The 19447-nt window shown below is 50.3% G+C and carries 18 protein-coding genes; all 18 read right to left on the bottom strand.

Annotated features, from left to right (window positions below):
• Positions 1–4: 4 nt before the first annotated feature.
• A complete protein-coding gene (gene fliM / locus P2G85_RS08480) occupies positions 5–1051 on the bottom strand; it encodes a flagellar motor switch protein FliM (RefSeq protein WP_275863667.1) in 1047 nt (348 codons plus the stop codon).
• Between the two features lie 7 nt (positions 1052–1058).
• Positions 1059–1556, bottom strand: a complete 498-nt coding sequence (fliL, locus tag P2G85_RS08475) for a flagellar basal body-associated protein FliL (RefSeq protein ID WP_275863666.1) — start codon at positions 1554–1556, stop codon at positions 1059–1061.
• A gap of 68 nt (positions 1557–1624) precedes the next feature.
• Entirely contained in the window at positions 1625–3592 is a 1968-nt protein-coding gene (locus tag P2G85_RS08470) for a flagellar hook-length control protein FliK (protein WP_275863665.1), read from the bottom strand.
• A gap of 212 nt (positions 3593–3804) precedes the next feature.
• Positions 3805–4248 (bottom strand): flagellar export protein FliJ, encoded by a 444-nt coding sequence (gene fliJ / locus P2G85_RS08465; RefSeq protein WP_275863664.1) that lies wholly within the window; start codon positions 4246–4248, stop codon positions 3805–3807.
• Positions 4249–4254: 6 nt separating this feature from the next.
• The gene (fliI, locus tag P2G85_RS08460) at positions 4255–5574 is read right to left on the bottom strand and encodes a flagellar protein export ATPase FliI (RefSeq protein ID WP_275863663.1); all 1320 of its coding nucleotides are present in this window, start codon (positions 5572–5574) and stop codon (positions 4255–4257) included.
• Between the two features lie 3 nt (positions 5575–5577).
• A complete protein-coding gene (fliH, locus tag P2G85_RS08455; protein WP_275863662.1) occupies positions 5578–6372 on the bottom strand; it encodes a flagellar assembly protein FliH in 795 nt (264 codons plus the stop codon).
• Positions 6373–6546: 174 nt separating this feature from the next.
• Entirely contained in the window at positions 6547–7605 is a 1059-nt protein-coding gene (gene fliG / locus P2G85_RS08450; protein WP_275863661.1) for a flagellar motor switch protein FliG, read from the bottom strand.
• Entirely contained in the window at positions 7598–9340 is a 1743-nt protein-coding gene (gene fliF / locus P2G85_RS08445; protein ID WP_275863660.1) for a flagellar basal-body MS-ring/collar protein FliF, read from the bottom strand. The genes fliG and fliF overlap by 8 nt, the downstream gene beginning before the upstream one ends.
• A 14-nt stretch (positions 9341–9354) precedes the next feature.
• A complete protein-coding gene (gene fliE / locus P2G85_RS08440) occupies positions 9355–9666 on the bottom strand; it encodes a flagellar hook-basal body complex protein FliE (protein ID WP_275863659.1) in 312 nt (103 codons plus the stop codon).
• Positions 9667–9790: 124 nt separating this feature from the next.
• The gene (locus tag P2G85_RS08435) at positions 9791–11200 is read right to left on the bottom strand and encodes a sigma-54 dependent transcriptional regulator (RefSeq protein ID WP_275863658.1); all 1410 of its coding nucleotides are present in this window, start codon (positions 11198–11200) and stop codon (positions 9791–9793) included.
• A 31-nt stretch (positions 11201–11231) separates the two neighbouring features.
• The gene (locus P2G85_RS08430) at positions 11232–12263 is read right to left on the bottom strand and encodes an ATP-binding protein (protein ID WP_275863657.1); all 1032 of its coding nucleotides are present in this window, start codon (positions 12261–12263) and stop codon (positions 11232–11234) included.
• A 143-nt stretch (positions 12264–12406) separates the two neighbouring features.
• Positions 12407–13873 (bottom strand): sigma-54 dependent transcriptional regulator, encoded by a 1467-nt coding sequence (locus tag P2G85_RS08425; RefSeq protein ID WP_275863656.1) that lies wholly within the window; start codon positions 13871–13873, stop codon positions 12407–12409.
• A gap of 278 nt (positions 13874–14151) precedes the next feature.
• Entirely contained in the window at positions 14152–14562 is a 411-nt protein-coding gene (gene fliS / locus P2G85_RS08420) for a flagellar export chaperone FliS (protein ID WP_275863655.1), read from the bottom strand.
• A gap of 12 nt (positions 14563–14574) precedes the next feature.
• Positions 14575–14877, bottom strand: coding sequence for a flagellar protein FliT (locus P2G85_RS08415; RefSeq protein WP_275863654.1), 303 nt, complete (start codon positions 14875–14877; stop codon positions 14575–14577).
• Positions 14878–14883: 6 nt separating this feature from the next.
• Positions 14884–16917 (bottom strand): flagellar filament capping protein FliD, encoded by a 2034-nt coding sequence (fliD, locus tag P2G85_RS08410; RefSeq protein WP_275863653.1) that lies wholly within the window; start codon positions 16915–16917, stop codon positions 14884–14886.
• Positions 16918–16937: 20 nt separating this feature from the next.
• Positions 16938–17366: a flagellar protein FlaG gene (gene flaG / locus P2G85_RS08405; protein WP_275863652.1), complete on the bottom strand. Its 429-nt coding sequence runs from the start codon at positions 17364–17366 to the stop codon at positions 16938–16940.
• 79 nt (positions 17367–17445) lie between these two features.
• On the bottom strand, positions 17446–18576 hold the full coding sequence (locus P2G85_RS08400; protein ID WP_275863651.1) for a flagellin: 1131 nt from the start codon (positions 18574–18576) through the stop codon (positions 17446–17448).
• Between the two features lie 318 nt (positions 18577–18894).
• On the bottom strand, positions 18895–19447 hold a 553-nt coding region (locus P2G85_RS08395), incomplete at its 5' end, for a flagellin (RefSeq protein ID WP_275863650.1).

Below are 19447 nucleotides of genomic sequence, written 5' to 3'. Positions count from 1 at the left end.
TGCATTAATTATCAATATCATCGTCACTTTCCAGCTCTGACATGATGTCTTTGCTGAGGAAAGCCAAATCAGTTTTCACCACATGCGGGCGTTCAATTTCTTCTGAGACTTGCACCGCCAGTTTGTCTTCTTTGCGGCCCATTTTAACCCGGTAAGTCGGCAGCTCTTCAATGAACATGGTGGCATGTTCCGGCATTTCTATCGGGATAATGTCGCCTGGCTGCAACTCCATCAGGTCGCGTAGCGAGATGTCTTTTTCCAGCAAATTAACCCGGAAGTTGACCGGACAGTCCATGATCTCTTCGCGCAGTGCAGAGCTCCAGCGCACGTCGGTTTCCATCTTGTCAGACTGTACCCCGGCATCGAGCAGTTCTCGGATCGGCTCGACCATGGAGTACGGCATGACAACATGGAAATCACCGCCACCGCCATCAACTTCGATATGGAAAGAGCTGACCACGATTACCTCGGTCGGGCTGACAATGTTGGCCATACTCGGGTTCACTTCCGAATCCAGGTACTCAAACTCAACCCCCATGACCGGCGACCATGCCTCTTTATAGTCCTCAAAGACGATTTTCATCAGCAACTGAATAATCCGGCGCTCAGTCGGGGTAAATTCCCGCCCTTCAATCTTGGCATGGAAGCGTCCATCACCACCGAAAAAGTTCTCCACCAGAATAAACACCAGGCGCGCTTCCATGGTGATCAACGCCGTCCCTTTCAGCGGGCGAAAACGTACCATATTCAGACTGGTGGGGACATACAGCGTATTTTGGTACTCGCCAAACTTCATCATCTGTACGCCGTTAATCGACACTTCTGCCGTTTTACGCAGCATGTTGAACAAACTGATCCGCATATGTCGTGCAAAACGCTCGTTAATCAGCTCGAGCGTCGGCATGCGACCGCGGACGATACGGTCTTGAGATGAAAAATCGAAACTGACGGCACCATCGCTGCCGTTACCAACGCTTTCTTCTACGTCTTCGACATCGTCTACGCCATGTAACAGCGCATCAATCTCGTCTTGGCTTAATAGATCGGTCACGTTCTACCTATTGAATAACAAAATCTGTAAACAGTACTTTTTCGATCACCGGCTTGCCGACCGCGGCATTGAGCGACGCTTTGATGTCTTCCGTAGCCCGGTCTCTCAACTCGACTCGCCCGGTTGGTGAGCGTAACTGATCCACAGTGGCAGACGCAAAGGTCGAAAGCAATGAGCTTTCAATCAAAGGCGAATGATAGCGGGCAAGGTTTTCGTTTTCCGAACCCCGAACCATAAGCTGGGCTTTAATCTGTATCAGGCGATCACGCCGGTCACCGGTTACATTAAAAACAAACGGCTGCGCTATGTTTACGTAAGCGATCGGCTCCCCGGCCGGAGCGGGTTGCTCAGCCTTACTCGCCTCCGCTTGTGCTGGCTCATCTGAGCCCATGAAAAAGAACGCTCCGGCACCACCACCGAGCAACAGTACAACTGCAATGATGATGATCAGCAGTTTCTTTTTTCCTTTTGGCGCGTCGGCCGCTTGTAGCTGTTCTTCTGCCATGGTTCTCTCTTGTTGTTTATTCTGTTCATGCCCGATACCAAATGGTTTTAGGGCGAAGCCTCGCTATTTTAAGCGTAAAAGCTGATTCCATCACGCTTTGAAACCACATTCAAATCAAGATTTGCGTCAGCATCAAAGTTTTCACCTGTCTGACCGCCAAAACCCCGTCCCGCAGCCTGTTGACCGGCCTGATCTGACGCGGCGTATTGCCGTTGCTGCTGACCGCTGTTTTGCTGCTGAACAGATGAATCCGCCAGTTGCATCCCTTGCTGCGCTAACATCTCACGCAAACGTGGCAAAGTTTGCTCAATGATCTCTCGTGCTTGCGGGTTGGTGACAGTAAAGTGCACATTGGCTAAGTCATTATTCATCGTCATGCGGATCTGCATCCGGCCCAGCTCGGGTGGATCCAAACGAATATCCAGATTTTTGAGGTTTTTGGACATCATCATCTGGACTTTTTCTGCCACCTGGTCATTAGCCATCTCCCGCGTCAGCTGCATAGAAACTTGCGCTTGCTGCGCAGGATCGGTACGCATCACTTGCGCGGTAGTCGTGACCCCTTGCTGACCAGCCGCAGCCTGCAGCTGTCCGGCTAAACCATGCTGAGCTTCCGGCTTATCCTTTTGCGAGGACAAACCTTTTAGACCTCCCGCGGCAAAATTATTGCTCAACACTTTCTCATTGACCGGATTAGCCGGGGCGGAACCAGGCAGTGTATGAGGCACTATTGGGCTACTGGCCATCATCCCGGCATCAGCCAGAGCCGCTTGTCCGGGTTTATCACTCCCTTGAACGATCACTTGTTTGTTATCTGGGCCGATCACCTGAGCGGCGGCATGTGGTGTGGCCGATGGCGGTGTCTTAGGTTTTACCGCCTGATGATCTGGTGTCGAAGTTTTCAAATCTGCGCTCAGGGCCGTAAACTGTACCATTGGCAGTTCTGATGCTTCCACCACGATGTCGCCGTGGCGTAATCCTTCCACTATAGCTACTTCGCTCTGTGATAATGGCTGTTCACTGGCCAGTTTGGCATCAATGGCAGCCACCTCCTCGACTGTCACCGTCTGCTGGAGCTGTAACCCAGGCTCTTGCAGAGCAAGGCTCGCCAGCACTTCGTCTGCAACCTGTCCGCTCTCACTGATAACGACCGACTCTGTTCCCGCTACAGGTATTTTTTCTGCTGCGATTCGCGACTCTTGCCCAGGCGCCCGAATGGCGCTGATTCCTGTATAAGGAAGAGACGCCATCTCCGTTGCTTGGTTTGGCATCGGTGCCATCGGTGAAGAATATACCGGTTTAAGCTCCGCACTATCCGGGGTGGCAGGCGATACTTCGCTTGCGGCAGGCTTCAGGCGTGCAAAATCACTTTCTAGTGGCAAGGCTTTGCCACTTGTCTCTGCCTGTTCATTTGGCTGGCGCTGAAGTGTCCTATTTGCCTGTTCCAAACGCCCCAGAAGCTGTTGCCCTTCACCAAGCGTGCTGCGGACATGCTGTTGATGAACCTCTGCCTCCTCGCTACTCTTGTTAACGTCATCATTACGCTGGGATTCGAGGGTATTTTCCGCGGTTTGTACCGGATTTGAGGAACCCTGCACCGTCACAGGCGATGATGCTGATTCCGCTGAAGTCTTGTCACTATTACTTTGTTCTAACAAATTATCGGCAGAGGCAGACCGTTGCGTTTGCTGTACTTGTTGATTAGCCGCAACCGTTTCTCGATCTGAACTTTGCGCTGTTACTTTTGCCTCAGTTCCAGAATCTTCGGTTACCTTTGCCTCAGTGGCAGAATCTTCGGCTCCGGATTCTTTACCTGAGTTAATGGTGTCATCACCATCCACACCGCCCTCTTCTCCGGTCACGCTTTGAGCGGTGTGGGGCTGGCTGACTTGCTCGGCCGACGACGAACCAGAAAAGGCCTGCAACAACGCTTGCATAAATCCATTATCTTCAGTGTTTTCCGTCTCGGCTTTGGCCGGAGATTCTGACGCTGAGATCGGTTTAGCGGCAGAAACATTGGACACATTCACATTCATAAATGACTTTCACCCTTGGTTCGCCAGATACACTCCGCGACCTATCAGCACTCTGTTTCGTTGATTAGCTTTTATGACGTTTTCTGTGCAAAAATCGCGCCAAAGGTAAAGAAGAGAATTCTATCGGAAGGGCATGGAGAAACCTGCATCACGTAACCACAATACGATTCACACCAGACACGGCTCATAGTCAACACCGCCAGTGGCATTCACTACAGCGGCTTTGTCATACGACCATAACTGAGAGTGGCAAACTCATCCATTTGCTTTTGTTCGCGTTTGGCTTCGGCTTGCTGACGCTCGCTGGCCCGTTTTTCGATCATCCACTCATAAGACATACGCTCTTTACGTGTCTGTAACCAGTGTTCCTGACAGTTGTCCACTTGCTGCTTAAATTGCACTTCTGCCTGCTTCTGTTTGGACAGCGTTTCATCCAACTGAGTTAAAAATCGGTTTAAATGGCCATACTGGCTGGCGGTCAACCCTGCCATCCCCCGATCGACTAACTGCTGACAGTAATCCAATCGGTACTTTTCTATTTGCTCCACCTGGCGGTAATAATCGTCCAGCTCGGCCCGGGCTTTGTTCAGCGCCAGCACGGCTTGATTCTCTCGCTCTTTGGCCTGCTCCAGCAGAAAATCCATCGCATTTTCCATACTCTACTACCCGGTCAGAATGTTTTTCAGCATGTTGACACACATATCGTACGGAACCGACTCTTTCATGCTTTGTTGCAGGTATTCATCCAGCTTAGGTTTCAGCGTAAATGCGCCATCGATCGCCGGATCAGTACCAGGTTTATACGCACCAATTGAGACCAGATCCTGGTTTTTACGACAGGTCGACAACACCTGCCGCACGGCTTTAGACATCAGTACGTGTTCTTCAGTGGTGATTTGCGGCATCACCCGGCTAACGGATTTTTCCACATCAATCGCCGGATAATGTCCGGCATCGGCCATTTCACGAGATAACACAATGTGGCCATCCAGAATTGCCCGTGACGCATCGGCGATCGGGTCTTGCAGATCATCACCTTCGGTCAACACCGTAAAGAAAGCCGTAATCGACCCTTGTTCCGGGCTGCCGTTACCGGCACGTTCAACTAAGGCAGGCAGCTTGGCAAAAACGGATGGCGGGTAACCTTTTGTCGCAGGCGGTTCGCCTACAGACAAGGCGATCTCACGCTGCGCCTGGGCAAAACGCGTCAGCGAATCCATTAAAAGCAGGACATCCAGGCCCTGATCACGGAAATACTCGGCGATGGTCAAAGCAGTCTGGCAGCCTTTCAATCGCATCAGTGGTGAGGCATCCGCTGGCGCGGCCACCACTACCGAGCGTCGGCGACCCTCTTCGCCAAGAATCTCTTCAATAAACTCTTTGACCTCCCGGCCCCGCTCACCAATCAGGCCCACCACGACCACCTGCGCGGTGGTACCCCGGGTCATCATGCCCAGCGTCACCGATTTACCTACACCGGAACCGGCAAACAAGCCAATACGCTGACCTTTACCCACGGTGAGCAAACCATTAATGGCTTTCAGCCCGACATCCAACGGCTCTGAAATCGGTTTGCGAGCCAATGGGTTGATCGGTTCAGCATTGAACGAGGCACGCTTTGCGGTATACAGGGCCCCTAAACCATCAAGTGGGTTACCAACACCATCAATCACCCTTCCCAGGAGCTCCATACCGACCGGCAGGCCCGCTTCACTAGTTAGCGGCGTCACTTTAGCGCCGGGTAAAATCCCGTTGATCTGCTCACTCGGCATCAGAAACAGGTTATCGCCGGAAAAACCGACGACCTCAGCTTCCATCTGCCCGGACATGGTTTCGACCAGACACAGGCTGCCAATGGGAGCACGGCACCCCGTCGCCTCCAGCGTTAACCCCACCACCCGAACTAACTTACCGGATGCGACCGGACGCGTGGTCAGCCCTTGGACCTGATAACCTTTAAGTCGCTCTGCCAATGCCAACATACATCAATCCTCCTGATGGCGGTTGGCACCACAAAAACTGTGTAATACCTGCTTAACCCGTTCTTCCATGCGGTAGTTAATGCTCGATTCACCGGCTTCGATCTGTACATCACCACGGTTTAGCGACGGCTCGCTGACCAAGGTCCAGTTGCGGCAATCCAACTCGGCCTCTCCGTAGGCAGAGCGGATAATCGCTACGTCTTCAGGGTTGAGGTGTAACGTGATCGGGTGTCCGGAAATTGGCAGCACTTCAACCGACTGTTTAACGGTATCTAAAATCACTTGTGGATTAGTCTGGACTTCCACATGCACCACCTCTTTGACCAGGCACAACACCATATCCACCAGTTGCTTTTCCACTTGAGCATTCATCAACTCCAGCGGCTGGGCAAACTGGTTGGCGAGGTTCATAAAGGTTTCGACCTGTTGTTGAATGTACTCCTGACCTGTGGCAACACCTTCGGCTTTACCGAGCTCGAGCCCCTCAGCATGGCCCGCTTGCAGTCCCTCTTCCTTGCCTTTGTCATAGCCCTGTTTAAAACCTGCTTCCTGGCCTTGATACAATCCTTCCTGGTAAGCCCCCTGCTTAATCTGCTCAATCTGCTCTTCTGTCAGTTCAAGGGCAGGTTCTTCTTCAGGCAGTTCGAAATTGGGCACCCAAGCCGGATCGTAATTTAACGCGGACGGTTTTGCCTGCTTGGCCTCCGATTGACCATAATCTGGCAAGCCCCATCGCTGTGGCTCGATCAGTGCGTCATCTTCATCAGGACGGATAAATCCACGTTTTCTGTCGCTCACTTTGCGTACCTACCATAAATCGAGTGGGTTACTGAACATTATTCAGTAGCTATTCAGCGCTGAGTCTGGGAAGAGTGGCTAACCCACACACCAAGTTGTCAATGATGTGCAGGTGCATACTCTATTCGCCGTACACAAAAGCCACCGGTCAAATAAATCATAACTAGTCGCTGATTAGAGGAACTCGTCCGCGCCACCAGACAGCATCAACTCACCGCTGTCGGCCATGCGGCGTGCAATGGCCAAAATCTCTTTCTGCGCAGCTTCAACATCCGCCACACGCACCGGAGGCATCGCTTCAATATCGTCACGCATCATCTCAGCCGCACGTTTCGACATGTTCTTGAAGATCTTGTCACGTAGTGCATCGTCGGCGCCCTTAAGTGCACGCTGCAAGACATCTTGTGGCACATCACGCAGCAATTTTTGAATGCCCTGATCGTCGACCTCGATAAGGTTCTCGAAGACAAACATCAAATCCTGGATCTGGGTAGCCATATCCTCGTCCTGATCGCGGATCTGCTCCATCAGCAGACCTTCGACGTTGTTGTCGAGATAGTTCATGATCTCGGCTGCCGCTTTCAGGCCGCCAATCTTGGCCGCTTGTGCCCCCGCCTGACCGGCAAACTGTTTCTCCATGATCTCGTTCAGTTCGGCCAATGCCGATGGCTGAACCTCTTCCAGGTTGGCGATACGCATCATCAGGTCGAGGCGCACACGTTCCGGGAACTGAGACAGGATTTCCGCCGACTGATCCGCCTCCAGGTAGGACAGTACAATGGTCTGGATCTGCGGGTGCTCGTTGACAATGATGCTGGCCACCTGGCGCGGATCCATCCATTTGAGTGAATCGAGGCCTTTTGAACCGGTGCCAAGCAGGATCTGGTCCACCAGGTTATTGGCTTTGTCTTCACCCAATGCGGTAATCAGTGCGTTACGCATAAAGTCTTCGCTGCCCATACCGATATTGGTGTACTTCTGGATATCTTCCAGGAAAGTCCGGTGTACTGCCGACACTTTATCCTGGCTGAGATCCTTGGCCTTGGCCATCGCACTACCCACTCGCTGGACTTGCTTTGGTTCCAGATGGCGGATGATGCCCGCCGCATCCTGCTCATTCAGGCTCAGCAATAAAATCGCGGCTTTGTCTTCACCACTGATGGTTGAAGCATCAAACTCCACAGGCATGCCTGCGCCATTATTTTCGTCTTGAGCGACAATATCGTTAGGCATTTTCGTTCATCCAGTTTTTCACTACTTGCGCTGCTAGTTCCGGCTCATTCGCCACCAGTGCACGCACCGCTTTCAGCACATCTTCATCTTTATGCAAGTTAGGTAAATCAATGCTTGAACCAAATTCAAACAGCTCTCCACCTTCAATATCACTGCCAATCAGGCTGGTCTCACCATCGCTGCCAATCGGTAATCCATCCGGACCATACAACTGTTCTTCTTCATGCGCCGTCGGGTTAAGCAGTTTCTTCATCGCCGGTCTCACCAGTACCAGTACCACAACGATGATCACCAGGGCACTTGCAAACCAGCGAACCCAATCATTGAAGTTTGGATGCTCCCAAATAGGCGGTTCCACCATTTGCTCCAGTTCTGGCTCGGCAAATTTAACACTCAGGACATTAAGCAGGTCACCGCGTGACTGATCAAAACCGACCGTACCAATCAACACCTGACGGATGGTATTAACTTCTGATTCAGACAGTGGGGTGTAAGTCACTTCACCGGTGTCCGGGTTGACACTGCGGCGCTCTTTGATCGCCACCGAAACCGTCTGACGATTAACCACGCCAGTCTGTTTGCGCTCGTGACTGATGGTGGTATCCAGTTCAAAGTTTCGCGTCGACTCTTTACGCACTGACCCCTGCCCTAACAGGCTGCCATCTTTCATCTGCGCCACATCCTGAGGGATAGAAGCATCTGCTGGCGGTTGGTTGCTTAATGCGCCCGGAACGCCCGCAACCATATTGCCATTGTTATAATCTTCCAGCGCATATTCACTGCGTGTCGCCGGGGTGTTGGGATCAAAGCGTTTACGCGTCTGTTCCACCGCACTGAAATCCATCTGGATATCCACTTGAGCGGTATAGTTGCCAAACCCGAGTATCGGCAACAACACAGAATCGATTTTTTCGCGTAATGCCTGCTCCTGACTGCGCTCTAACTCCTGCTCTTTACGCCGCGCTGCTGAAGCAGGATCTTGGGTGCCAGAATTCAATAAACGTCCATGCTGATCAGTGACAGTAATGCGCGAGGTTTTCATACCCGGTACAGCACTTGCCACCATATCGACAATTGAGTCGACTTCCTGCTGCCTGAGGTTAGCCCCGGTTGACAGGGTAAGAAACACGGACGCCGACGCTTCTTGATTATGGCGTACAAATACGCTGTGCTTAGGCAGAGCCAACAGAACACGCGCCTTGCGCACCTGCTTCATGGCCTCAATCGCCTGAGCGAGTTGCCGCTCACGACTCAGTTTGAGACGTTCTTGTTCCAGACGCTGTGAAACGCCAAACCCCATATCCTGCAGCAGAATATCGTCACCAGCTTCAGTCGCCTTATTTACACCGGCGCGAACCATACCTAACTTGATCGAGTTGTACTCAGTCGCCTCGACGTTAATGGTATTGCCATCCAGCTTATAGTTGATTTTTTGTTGATCAAGATAATCCAGTACCGGGATCAGTTCCTCGGTTTCGTAGGCCCCGAGAGGACGCATTTCTGGTTCTTTAACCCAGAAAAACAGCATCACAATCAGAGCGACACAGATTGAGATCGACAGTACCAATACTACCTGGCGTAATAGATCAAGATCCCCTACGGCCATGTCAAATTTAGAGGCACTGCGCTCTTCGAGATCCGGATTCTGGCTTTCCACATCCAAATCAGAACTGGCTATCAGTGCACCATCGGTACCACCATCAGTGACGGTTAAATCTGTAGACTTGTCTGCCACACTTATTCCCTACATTACACTGGCATATTCATGAGGTCTTTGTACGCCTCAATAAGCTTATTGCGGATTTGAACAGTGGCGTCGAATGCGACACTGGATTTGTTGCGTGCGATCATCACATCAGACAAAGACACATCCTCATCACCACGATCAAAACGGGTTTGCAGATCACTGGATGATTTTTGTAATGAGTTCACATTGTTGATGGCGCTGGTTAAAAGATCGCCAAAGTCGGCACCAACTTTTGCTCCGGTTGCTACCGGAGCGGTGTTGGTGGCTTCCACCATCATGGCGCGCATCTCTGCTTGCATACCATCGACTTTCATTGTCACCTCTGAGCCAAAAATTTGACCATTTACAAAAACTGATTATTGACGCGGCAATTTCCGTGCCATATGGCTAAACTGACAGTGTACCTATCCTTTCGCCTCATGGCTATGCACAGGAGAATTAGCTTGGTATATCTATACCCGCGTCACGCATTTTAGCGAGTTTATAACGCAATGTGCGTGGGCTGATACCCAACTTTTCTGCCATTTCTTTACGACGGCCATTACATTCCACTAAGGTTTCCAGAATGATGGCATACTCTTGATCACGAAGCTCGCCACCTAAGCCCTCACCAGCATTTGCTGTGCGCGCCATAGGATCCACCTCAGCCACCGGCTTCACGTCCGGAACAATCACATCACCATTTTGTACGGCGTGCTGCAAGCTGTTGGCATCTTGCCAGTCGACACCTTCAAGCAAAATATGCTCAGCCGAAATATCACCGTTTTCACTTAAGATAAGCGCACGTTGCACAACGTTATCCAGTTCACGTACGTTACCCGGCCATGGGTAACAGAGCAATTTTTCGATCGCTTGCGCAGAGAAACAGGGTAACGGCATGCCCATTTTACTGCAGTGACGTTCAGCGAGGTGTTTGGCCAATGGTTCAATATCACCGCGGCGCTCGCTCAGTGCCGGCCATGCGATTGGGAATACGTTCAAACGGTAGTACAAATCTTCGCGGAAGTTGCCCTCATTAACATACTGTTTCAGGTCACGGTTACTGGTGGCCAGAACACGCACATCAAGTTTGATGCTCTTACGGCTACCCAAACGCTCCACTTCACGCTCTTGCAGCACACGGAGCAGTTTAGCCTGCAGGCTGAGATCCATTTCACTGATTTCATCCAGCAGAATAGTACCACCTTGCGCTTGTTCAAATTTGCCCGGACATGCCTGTACCGCGCCGGTAAAGGCACCTTTTTCATAACCAAACAACGTTGCTTCCAACATATTGTCGGGAATTGCCGCACAGTTGATCGCCACAAACGGGCCATCTTTGCGGTTCGACGCGTTATGAATGTAGCGCGACATGACTTCTTTTCCCGATCCGCTCGGACCAAGGATCATCACGTTGGCGTCGGTACGCGCAACCTTGTCTGCCAGGGCGAGCAACCGGAGGCTTTTCTCATCTGCCACGACTGCGTCACCGTTATCGTCGTTTTTAATCGGTGCATAACGGCTCACCATATTCAGCAGTACTTCCGGGGCAAAAGGTTTAGCCATGTAATCAATGGCTCCCTCTTTCATTGCCGAGACGGCATCTTCAATATTGGCGTAAGCGGTCATCAACAGCACTGGTAAGTTCGGCCAGTTCTGCTTGATGCTGCGCAGCAGCGCCAGGCCGCCCATCCCCGCCATCTGAACATCAGAAACCACGATATCAACCGGGCTGGTTTTCAACTTTATCAACGCGTCTTCTGCACAGTCTGCTTCTAACCACTCATACCCTGCCAGAGCCAGAGTATCCACTAATGCCTCACGAAGACCTTCATCATCTTCGACGATCAGCACTTTGCTTTGCGCCATTACGATTCTCCAGTAATTGTTATCCACAGCATCATTGAGACGCTGCTTGCACTCGCTCCAGCGGAATGCACATGGTAAAGCAGGCGCCATCGTCCTGCTCGGAAATAAGTTCTAATCGCCCCTCATGGGCACGACACACCATTTGGACCACCGCCAGCCCCAACCCGGTTCCTTGTGAACGGGTGGTAAAAAATGGCTCCATGATCTTGCTCTGCAGTTCTTTGGGCACCCCTGGTCCGTTATCCTGTACTGAAATACGCAGCTCATCTTTTACCGGACGGAAGAAAACATCAATCTGTGCCGCTTTACCGGCGATCTGAATTGCATTCATCACCAGGTTGCTCAACGCAGACGCAATCGCATTAGCGTTGCCCAACAGTTGGGTCTGGTCTTGCTCAACTTCAAGGAAGTAGTCAATACTGTTATTTTTTAGTGCCGTTTCCACCATTGGCTGGTACTCAGAGACTAACTGCTCGATAGTAAATGGCTGAATGACTTTATTATCACCACCTTTGGCAAACAACAGCATATCATTGACCTGCTTTTCTAAATCGTGCAGGCGATCCATTAATTTGGTTTGAAAGCGCTCCCGGGTCGCAGATGGAAGGTTTGGTGCCCCTAAATTGGAGGCATACAGCATGGCACTCGACAAAGGCGTACGTACCTGATGAGCCAGAGAGGCAACCATCCGGCCTAACGATGATAACCGCTGCAGGTCACTGACACGTGATTGTAGCAAGCGCGTCTCCGTCAAGTCGGTGATCAAAATCAACTGGCCGGTTGTCGAGGCCGAAATCGCTAAACGAACTTTACGACCATTGCGTAAAGAGACTTCGTGGCCGTCATCTTCACGCGGGTCAAAGGCACTTTGAATGATATTGAACCATTTCTCATTGATCAGCGGCACCTCTAAGATACGGTGCGCTTCCGGGTTGGCTTCATGCACCACACCATAGGTGTCTAATAAGATCACCCCTGCCGGCATCACATCCAGAACTTGCTTGTATCTCTCTACCTGATTTTCTACTGAGTCTAATTGGGACTGATTGGTCTTGTTATCCATCCACTGCCTGTCGAGATATCGCCGTCTAAAAACTAAAATAGCTTGGTAAGCAATTAGCATACCAAGCTATTTTATATATTTATCAAAGGGTTAGCCTAACGACAATAACTTGACGCCAGTAAGGAGTGTGATCTTGCTTCGGATCAACGATGCAAATTGTACTTGCGCATTTTTTCCACCAGCGTCGTACGGCGCATACCCAGCATATCAGCCGCACGGGCAACAACCCCACCCTGAGCTTCTAATGCTTGGCTAATCATATTAACTTCCATATCCGCCAGCAGCTCTTTCAGGTTAACCCCCTCCGGTGGCAAGGCCTGAGGGGCGTTGACGTTATGCTCAAAATCACTTTGCTCTTCAAAGCAGAACTCTTCGGCAAAGATATCCTGGAAGACATCACGCTCTTGATCTTCAATCGAACTGTACTGGCTCTCTTCCGGCTGAAACTCCGGAATATCGCTGTAGCGGTACTTGGTTGGCAAGTGATTCACATCCACCAGGCTATTGGGGTATAAAATCACCATCCGCTCAATCAGGTTAGCCAATTCACGCACGTTCCCCGGCCAATGGTGTTCCATTAGCGAGTTAATCGCACGAGGCGTAAAGCAGATCGGCTGGCCGCCTTCCGCTTCGAGACGCGTCATCAACTCTTGCAGCAACAACGGAATATCTTGCTTGCGCTCTTTTAATGCCGGCATCTCAATCGGAAACACATTCAGGCGATAGTACAAATCCTCACGGAAGGTACCGTCATCAATCATGCTTTCCAGGTTACGGTGGGTAGCCGCCACAACACGGACATTCACTTTTATCGTCGTATTGCCACCAACACGTTCAAAACAGCGCTCTTGCAGTACACGCAGCAGTTTCACTTGCATCGGCATCGGCATATCACCGATCTCGTCGAGGAAAATGGTTCCGCCTTCTGCCAGCTCAAAACGACCTTTGCGCGCCGTCAATGCGCCGGTAAAGGCGCCTTTTTCATGGCCGAACAGTTCACTTTCCAGCAGCTCCGCTGGAATGGCACCGCAATTAATCGGTACAAATGGGCCATTACGATGTGAGGAATGGTAATGAATATTGCGTGCAACCACTTCTTTGCCAGTACCAGACTCGCCTAAAATCAGTACGTTTGCTTCTGTCCCCGCCACCTGTTCAATCAAATGACGTACTTCCTGTATGCCTCGGCTCTGGCCGACTAAACTACGGAACAGGGTGTTTTTACGCGTACTGGCAACGACATTGACCCCTTTACGACCCAAAAAATCTTTGCAATGTCGCAGGGCTTCGCTGAGCTGCAGGTAATTAAGCGGCAACTCAAGTTCACCGACATAGTTTGGCAGATCATCAACCGGGTGGGACAGCGATCCCATAACGAGAAGGGGAATATGATGAGAGTCATTAAGCTGAGACAAAACAGCGGTAATAGTACTCCCGCCGTTGATATTACCGACAATGCAGCCAGACCAAACCGTAGACCAGTCGACATGATCCAACTGATCAGAGCTGATAGCTTCGCAACTTTCTCCAACAAATTCCAATATATTGCTTAAATTGAGACGACTCTGGGCGTCATCATCAATTACAAGCAGTTTTGCCAAACCATGCATAATTTAGAATAATTGCCTTTATTTTCGGTACGTTGCGGCCAAACCTTGATATGCGAAAAAGAGTAAAGAGGAGGAACCTACTCTATTAACGATAGAAACAATGAGTAATCAGCAACAAAAAAGCCATTAGGGCCACTAATGACTTCTATTTTATTTGAATAAAAAAATAAGGCAACCAAGCAATGGCGAGGTGTGAAGTTGATTGAAAGATTGATCAACTTTATCTGATTCAGTCAGTTGCCATACTTAGTATAACAACTGACCCATCGTGAGGATAATTAAATCCCGACTTCAGTAGCGGTAAGGTTATGGTACTCGGCTGGGATTTGGTCCCAGGCAGACTTGATTTCGCGAATAATATCAATCACGTCATCAATAGGTTGCGGATCATTCTGATGGTTAGCCGCCGAGATTTGCTTGATCATGAATTCATACAACGCATCTAAGTTTGACGCAATCTCACCACCATCGTCCATCGACAAGCAGCTGCGTAGAGAAATAATGATATCCAGCGCTTTACCCAGGCGCTCACCCTTCGCTGGAATGTTGCCTGCCTGCATTGCCGCTTTGCCTTGGATCAGACGTTCAATCGCGCCTGCCATCAGCATCTGAATAACTTTGTGCGGAGAAGCAGCACTAAGCTGGCTGTCGACTGAAACCTTTTTGTATGCCTGTAAAGAACCGCGCATGGTATTCCTCTTTTATATAAATTTTTTGTACTGCTGCAATGAGCGCTGACCATGGCGAAATTTTTGTAACTCTCGGCCAACTCGCAGGGTCTCTGACTGCATCAGTTCAACAATCTCTTGGGTCCGGGCAACCACTGTCTGCCACTCCGGATCTTGCCGTGCCTGTGAATTCTGCTCAATGGTTGGCAGCAGGTTTTGCAATATCTGTTCCCTGATATCGACCAAACGGAGAATTTCTTCAGTATTTAAATCGACTTTTTCCAACTGGAGTGAAATTTGTTGATCGACATCACGTAAGTCGTTGAGTGTAAACAACTCTCATTACCCTCCCAACGCGTTCATCAGCGCACCAAGCTGGCCCTGCATTTTGCCCGTGGCATCCTGCATGGCGGTAAACTTCGCGTGGGTGCGTTTTTCCAGGCCATCCATGCGGCGATCCAGTGCCGCCTGATCATCATTAAGACGGTAATTTTGCTCCGTCAGGCTTTTTTCCCGCGTGCGTATCGAGCCGGTGATACCTGTAATACCGTGAATCGCGTCTTCTACCCGCTTGGCAAAACCGTTGTTACCACCGAAAAATTTTTCCAGTTCATTGAAATTGTTATTCAGCTGTCGATCAAGCATCTGGTAATTGATTTCCAGCGTACCTTGGCGGGTAGTGGTAATACCAAACTCCGTCAACGACTTAAGGTCTTCAGGTGCTTGGTCAATTTGAGTTGAGAAGACCGCTTTTAAACGTGAGTCTGCACTGCGGACGGTGCTATCGCCGGCTAGTGGCCCTTTCTGACCGGTAGCGGGGTCCACACCAGCCAACGCCTTGGAAGTTTTGTAAAAACTGTTGTAAGCCGCAACAAAGCTCTCAATATCGGAACGTACGCTGCGGCGATCGTACTCCACCCCGATTTCCGCAGGTAACTGATCGGGTTTGGTTTCCCCTTTGATGGTCAGGTTAACCCCTTCAATCGCATCCTCAATCACGTTATTGGAGCTGGAAAGCTTAGCCACCCCATCCAGTACAACCAGCGAATCCTGACCCGGCTGAACCTCTGTCATTCCCATGTAAGTTTCAAACGCAGCCTGTGCTTTGGCAAACTTTTCCTCCGCCACATCAATCTGCTCCAAACGCTGCCTCTCTTCCGGTGCCAGTTTGGCCCGATGCAGCTGTTTGGCTTGTTGTTCAGAAAGCTCACCGCGCGCTACTTTTTCATCCAGCACGACCTTGTCATCAGCGATTTTCTGTTCGATCTCAGCTTTCTCTTGTTCCAGTTGTTGCTGCGCTTCTTTTGCCGTGACATAAGAATCGGTCAGTGTACCCGATGCCGTGTTGGTCCATCCGGGAATGTCCGGCGCTTTATCAATCGATTTTTGATCCAGCTCCAGCTCTGGCTCTCGGTAGGAATCGAGCAGCGTGCCCGATGCAGTGGCATTCCAGCCCGGAATGGTCTCCTCCGGCAACATACCCGAACGCTGGTTGGCTTCCTCCAGTGCCGCTTGGCCAGCTTTTGCCGCCGCAGCCCCAAATGATGAAATCGGCTCGCCATTCTCTGCCGCGCCCGGTTGAGAAACAGATTCGTCAGAAGTTTGGTTATCGAGCGGGTTGACCGGTTGGCCTTGCTCATCTAACTGAGAAGACCCTGCTTCTGCTGCTTCTGCTGCTTCAGCAGTTGGCTCAGACAGTGGCCCCAGTACTTGCTCTGCAGCAGCGCGGGCTTCTTCCAGAGCTTTAACGCGATCTTCTAAGGTTTTGTATTCGAATTTCTTGAGTGGGTTACCGGCTTCGGCTTCCACATTGACACTTATCTGGTGCTCTTTGCCCGGCAAATTGGAGGCCAGGATCAAACGAGGCCCGGCGACATCATTGATAAGCGAAGCGCGAATGCCGGGATTGCTTTTATCGCCGTTTATACCGCGAACCACATCGATCAGTTTGGCATGCGAACGGACATTAACGTCAAAGGTGTCGTCACCAAGGGAAATCTGCAGCTTGCCCGGGCCAAATTTAGCGTCTTCCGGTACAACATCGGAAGCAATTTTATGGCTTTGGGCAAGCTGCAACACATCGACAGCGTACTTACCGGCTATAGCGTCGGTGGTCGCCGTTGCTGACACGACATGATCGTCAGTGGTTTCTACAGTACGCACAGCAAAGGCTTTTTCCTGACGAAAACTCGCCATCAGATTTTTCATCGTATCGAGTGATTCTCTGAGCCGCCCATAGGCACTGATGCTGGCATCGATTGTCACGCGCTCGTTGTCGATACGTTGCTGCTTCGGTATACGCTCTGCATCGACAATTTTGCTGACCATGGCATTGATATCCATGCCGCCAGACATCCCCAAAGGGCCTAAACTCATTTAACCACCTCAATAACGACTTACACCTTTTCTAACAACAAACCACTGTTGGTAGAGTGCTCAGCTAGGCGCCTTAAAATCACAAGCATTTCTTCATCCGGGATCTGACGAATTATGTCGCCGGTGCTGGCTTCATAAATCGTTACCACATCACGCCCCGACTCCTCGTCAACTCGAAATGATACCCCTTTATTCATGGACGCGACAAATTCATTCATCTGCTCGACCAGTTTGTTCCGCTCCTCCCTGTTCAACTGCTGGCGCTGTTCCGCCATTTCAATCACAGTCTCAACAGAGTAGTCGTGGTCAGTATCTTTCAACCCTTCAGGAGAAGAGGCCCCATTAGAAGAAGAAACGCTTGCTGCGCTTACACCGTTATCTTTAGCAACATTTGTGCCATTCGGTGAGCCGTAAGGCTGGATGTTCGATGCATAGGAGGATATATCCATAACAATCTCCCTTCCACCTCATGAACTAGCGATAAAGTATATCGCTATGGCGACTAAGCACAAGGCTTAGTCAACCATATTAGCCCAGTAAGCTTAGCGCGGCAGAAGGTGACTGCTTCGCTTGAGCCAGAATCGAAGTACTCGCTTGCTGCAGGATTTGCGACTTGGTCATCGACGTAGTTTCTTTCGCATAATCTGTATCTTTAATACGGCTCTTCGATGCATTAACGTTCTCGTTAATGTTGTCTAAGTTGCTGATCGCATGGTCGAAACGGTTCTGGAATGCACCCAGAGAGGCACGTTGGCTGTCTACTGATTTCAGAGCACCATCGATAACCGCTACCGCTTCTTGCGAGCCCGCCACGGTTGTTACGTCGATATCTTTAACCGTCACATCTTTCGCATCACCGAAACCGATCTCGCCGGCAAGGCCACCTGAGAACTCCACTTCACCGCTTACTTTCTGCGTAGCCGCGAACACCTGTAACTTACCATCTTCGCCAACTGACGCTTTTACATCATCGTTCTGACCATTGATGTAAGTCGCAAGCTGTTCAATGTCGTCACCTTGCTTAGCTTGGATCTTGACTTCTTTTTCTTCACCCAGCTTAGTGGTGTACTTCATACTAAGTTCAGTATTAGAGCTGACGCTCCACGAGGCATCTTTACCTTCCTCAGCAGCATAGCTCTTACCGCCCATCGCTGACGTATCAGAACGTAAATTACCCATAGAAAGCTTCACGGCCTCACCTGAGTCAGCACCAATCTGGAAAGATTTATCGCCAAATGTTCCGTTTAACAGTTTGTTACCACCAAACGATGTGGTTTCCGCAATACGGTTCAGCTCATCATTAAGGGCGGTGACTTCTTCTTGAATAGCAACACGTTCAGCTTTGGAGTTTGAACCATTCGCCGACTGAAGCGATAGGTCACGCATACGTTGTAGGATGTTGGTAGATTCATTCATTGCACCTTCTGCTACCTGTGCAATAGAAATACCGTCGTTCGCGTTTTTCACCGCCATGTCCAGGCCACGGCTCTGGGCATTCAAACGGTTAGAAATCTGTAGACCTGCAGCATCATCTTTCGCGCTATTGATTTTATAACCCGAAGACAAACGCTCCATGGATTTTTGCTGACCTTCAGCGGCTTGGTTCAGGTAACGCTGTGCGGTCATCGCAGAAACGTTAGTATTAACGTTAATCGCCATAATTGATCTCCTTAAGGCTTTGATTGATGTACCGTCGTGTCTCTCACCTCACTCGGGTACATCTCATTTCTCTCAGTCCCTTTAACGGCGACCAATAAACATCCTTTAGGAGAAATTTAGCAATTTGGGCGATTTTTTTATTCAAGTAGTGGAAGTGTGATTCATCTCTTAAAATTCAACCCGTTTAAGTAAGCCACTTATCAGTCAATAATCGCCTTCATACTGTATTGCCGGAAAAATAAAAAAACCCAGCCGAAGCTGGGTTTATTCGCTCATCTCTCACCACGAGCCAATGAGGGTTCTGTACTGAGCTTAGAATTAGCCCAGCAGACTTAGCGCTGAGTTTGGCGCTTGTTTTGCTTGCGCAAGAATTGAGCTTGACGCTTGCGACAGAATCTGTGATTTGGTCATCTGAGTCGTCTCTTTAGCGAAGTCGGTATCTTTAATCCGGCTCTTCGACGCGTTGACGTTCTCGTTGATGTTGTCCAGGTTATTGATCGCGTGGTCAAAACGGTTCTGGAACGCACCCAGCTCGGCGCGGTGGCTATCCACGTATTTCAGCGCCGCATCGATGATCGCTACTGACTCCTGGGCACCGCCCACTGACGTCACATCAATGGTATCTACCGTCACGGCTTTACCGTCGCTCAAACCCAGTTCACCCGACAGGCCACCAGAGAACTCGACTTCACCTTCGACTTTGTTGTTGCCGGCAAATACCTGCAGCTTACCGTCTTCATCCACTGACGCCTTCACCAGGTCTGTCTGACCGTTGATGTAGGTTGCCACTTCTTCAATATCATCACCCGCTTTGGCGTTGATTTTAATTTCCTGCTCCTGACCAAAGCTGTCGGTCAACTTGATGTTCAGA

This window comes from Vibrio sp. CAU 1672 (genome assembly GCF_029223195.1).
GTDB lineage: Bacteria > Pseudomonadota > Gammaproteobacteria > Enterobacterales > Vibrionaceae > Vibrio.
This window is presented reverse-complemented; position numbering and strand designations above follow the sequence as displayed.

What these genes read in the sequence shown, in the direction of transcription:
- fliL (WP_275863666.1), bottom strand. Translation starts at nt 1,556, where the DNA reads ATGGCAGAAGAACAGCTACAAGCGGCCGACGCGCCAAAAGGAAAAAAG.
- P2G85_RS08470 (WP_275863665.1), bottom strand. Translation starts at nt 3,592, where the DNA reads ATGAATGTGAATGTGTCCAATGTTTCTGCCGCTAAACCGATCTCAGCG.
- fliJ (WP_275863664.1), bottom strand. Translation starts at nt 4,248, where the DNA reads ATGGAAAATGCGATGGATTTTCTGCTGGAGCAGGCCAAAGAGCGAGAG.
- fliI (WP_275863663.1), bottom strand. Translation starts at nt 5,574, where the DNA reads ATGTTGGCATTGGCAGAGCGACTTAAAGGTTATCAGGTCCAAGGGCTG.
- fliG (WP_275863661.1), bottom strand. Translation starts at nt 7,605, where the DNA reads ATGCCTAACGATATTGTCGCTCAAGACGAAAATAATGGCGCAGGCATG.
- fliE (WP_275863659.1), bottom strand. Translation starts at nt 9,666, where the DNA reads ATGAAAGTCGATGGTATGCAAGCAGAGATGCGCGCCATGATGGTGGAA.
- P2G85_RS08435 (WP_275863658.1), bottom strand. Translation starts at nt 11,200, where the DNA reads ATGGCGCAAAGCAAAGTGCTGATCGTCGAAGATGATGAAGGTCTTCGT.
- P2G85_RS08430 (WP_275863657.1), bottom strand. Translation starts at nt 12,263, where the DNA reads ATGGATAACAAGACCAATCAGTCCCAATTAGACTCAGTAGAAAATCAG.
- P2G85_RS08425 (WP_275863656.1), bottom strand. Translation starts at nt 13,873, where the DNA reads ATGCATGGTTTGGCAAAACTGCTTGTAATTGATGATGACGCCCAGAGT.
- fliS (WP_275863655.1), bottom strand. Translation starts at nt 14,562, where the DNA reads ATGCGCGGTTCTTTACAGGCATACAAAAAGGTTTCAGTCGACAGCCAG.
- fliD (WP_275863653.1), bottom strand. Translation starts at nt 16,917, where the DNA reads ATGAGTTTAGGCCCTTTGGGGATGTCTGGCGGCATGGATATCAATGCC.
- flaG (WP_275863652.1), bottom strand. Translation starts at nt 17,366, where the DNA reads ATGGATATATCCTCCTATGCATCGAACATCCAGCCTTACGGCTCACCG.
- P2G85_RS08400 (WP_275863651.1), bottom strand. Translation starts at nt 18,576, where the DNA reads ATGGCGATTAACGTTAATACTAACGTTTCTGCGATGACCGCACAGCGT.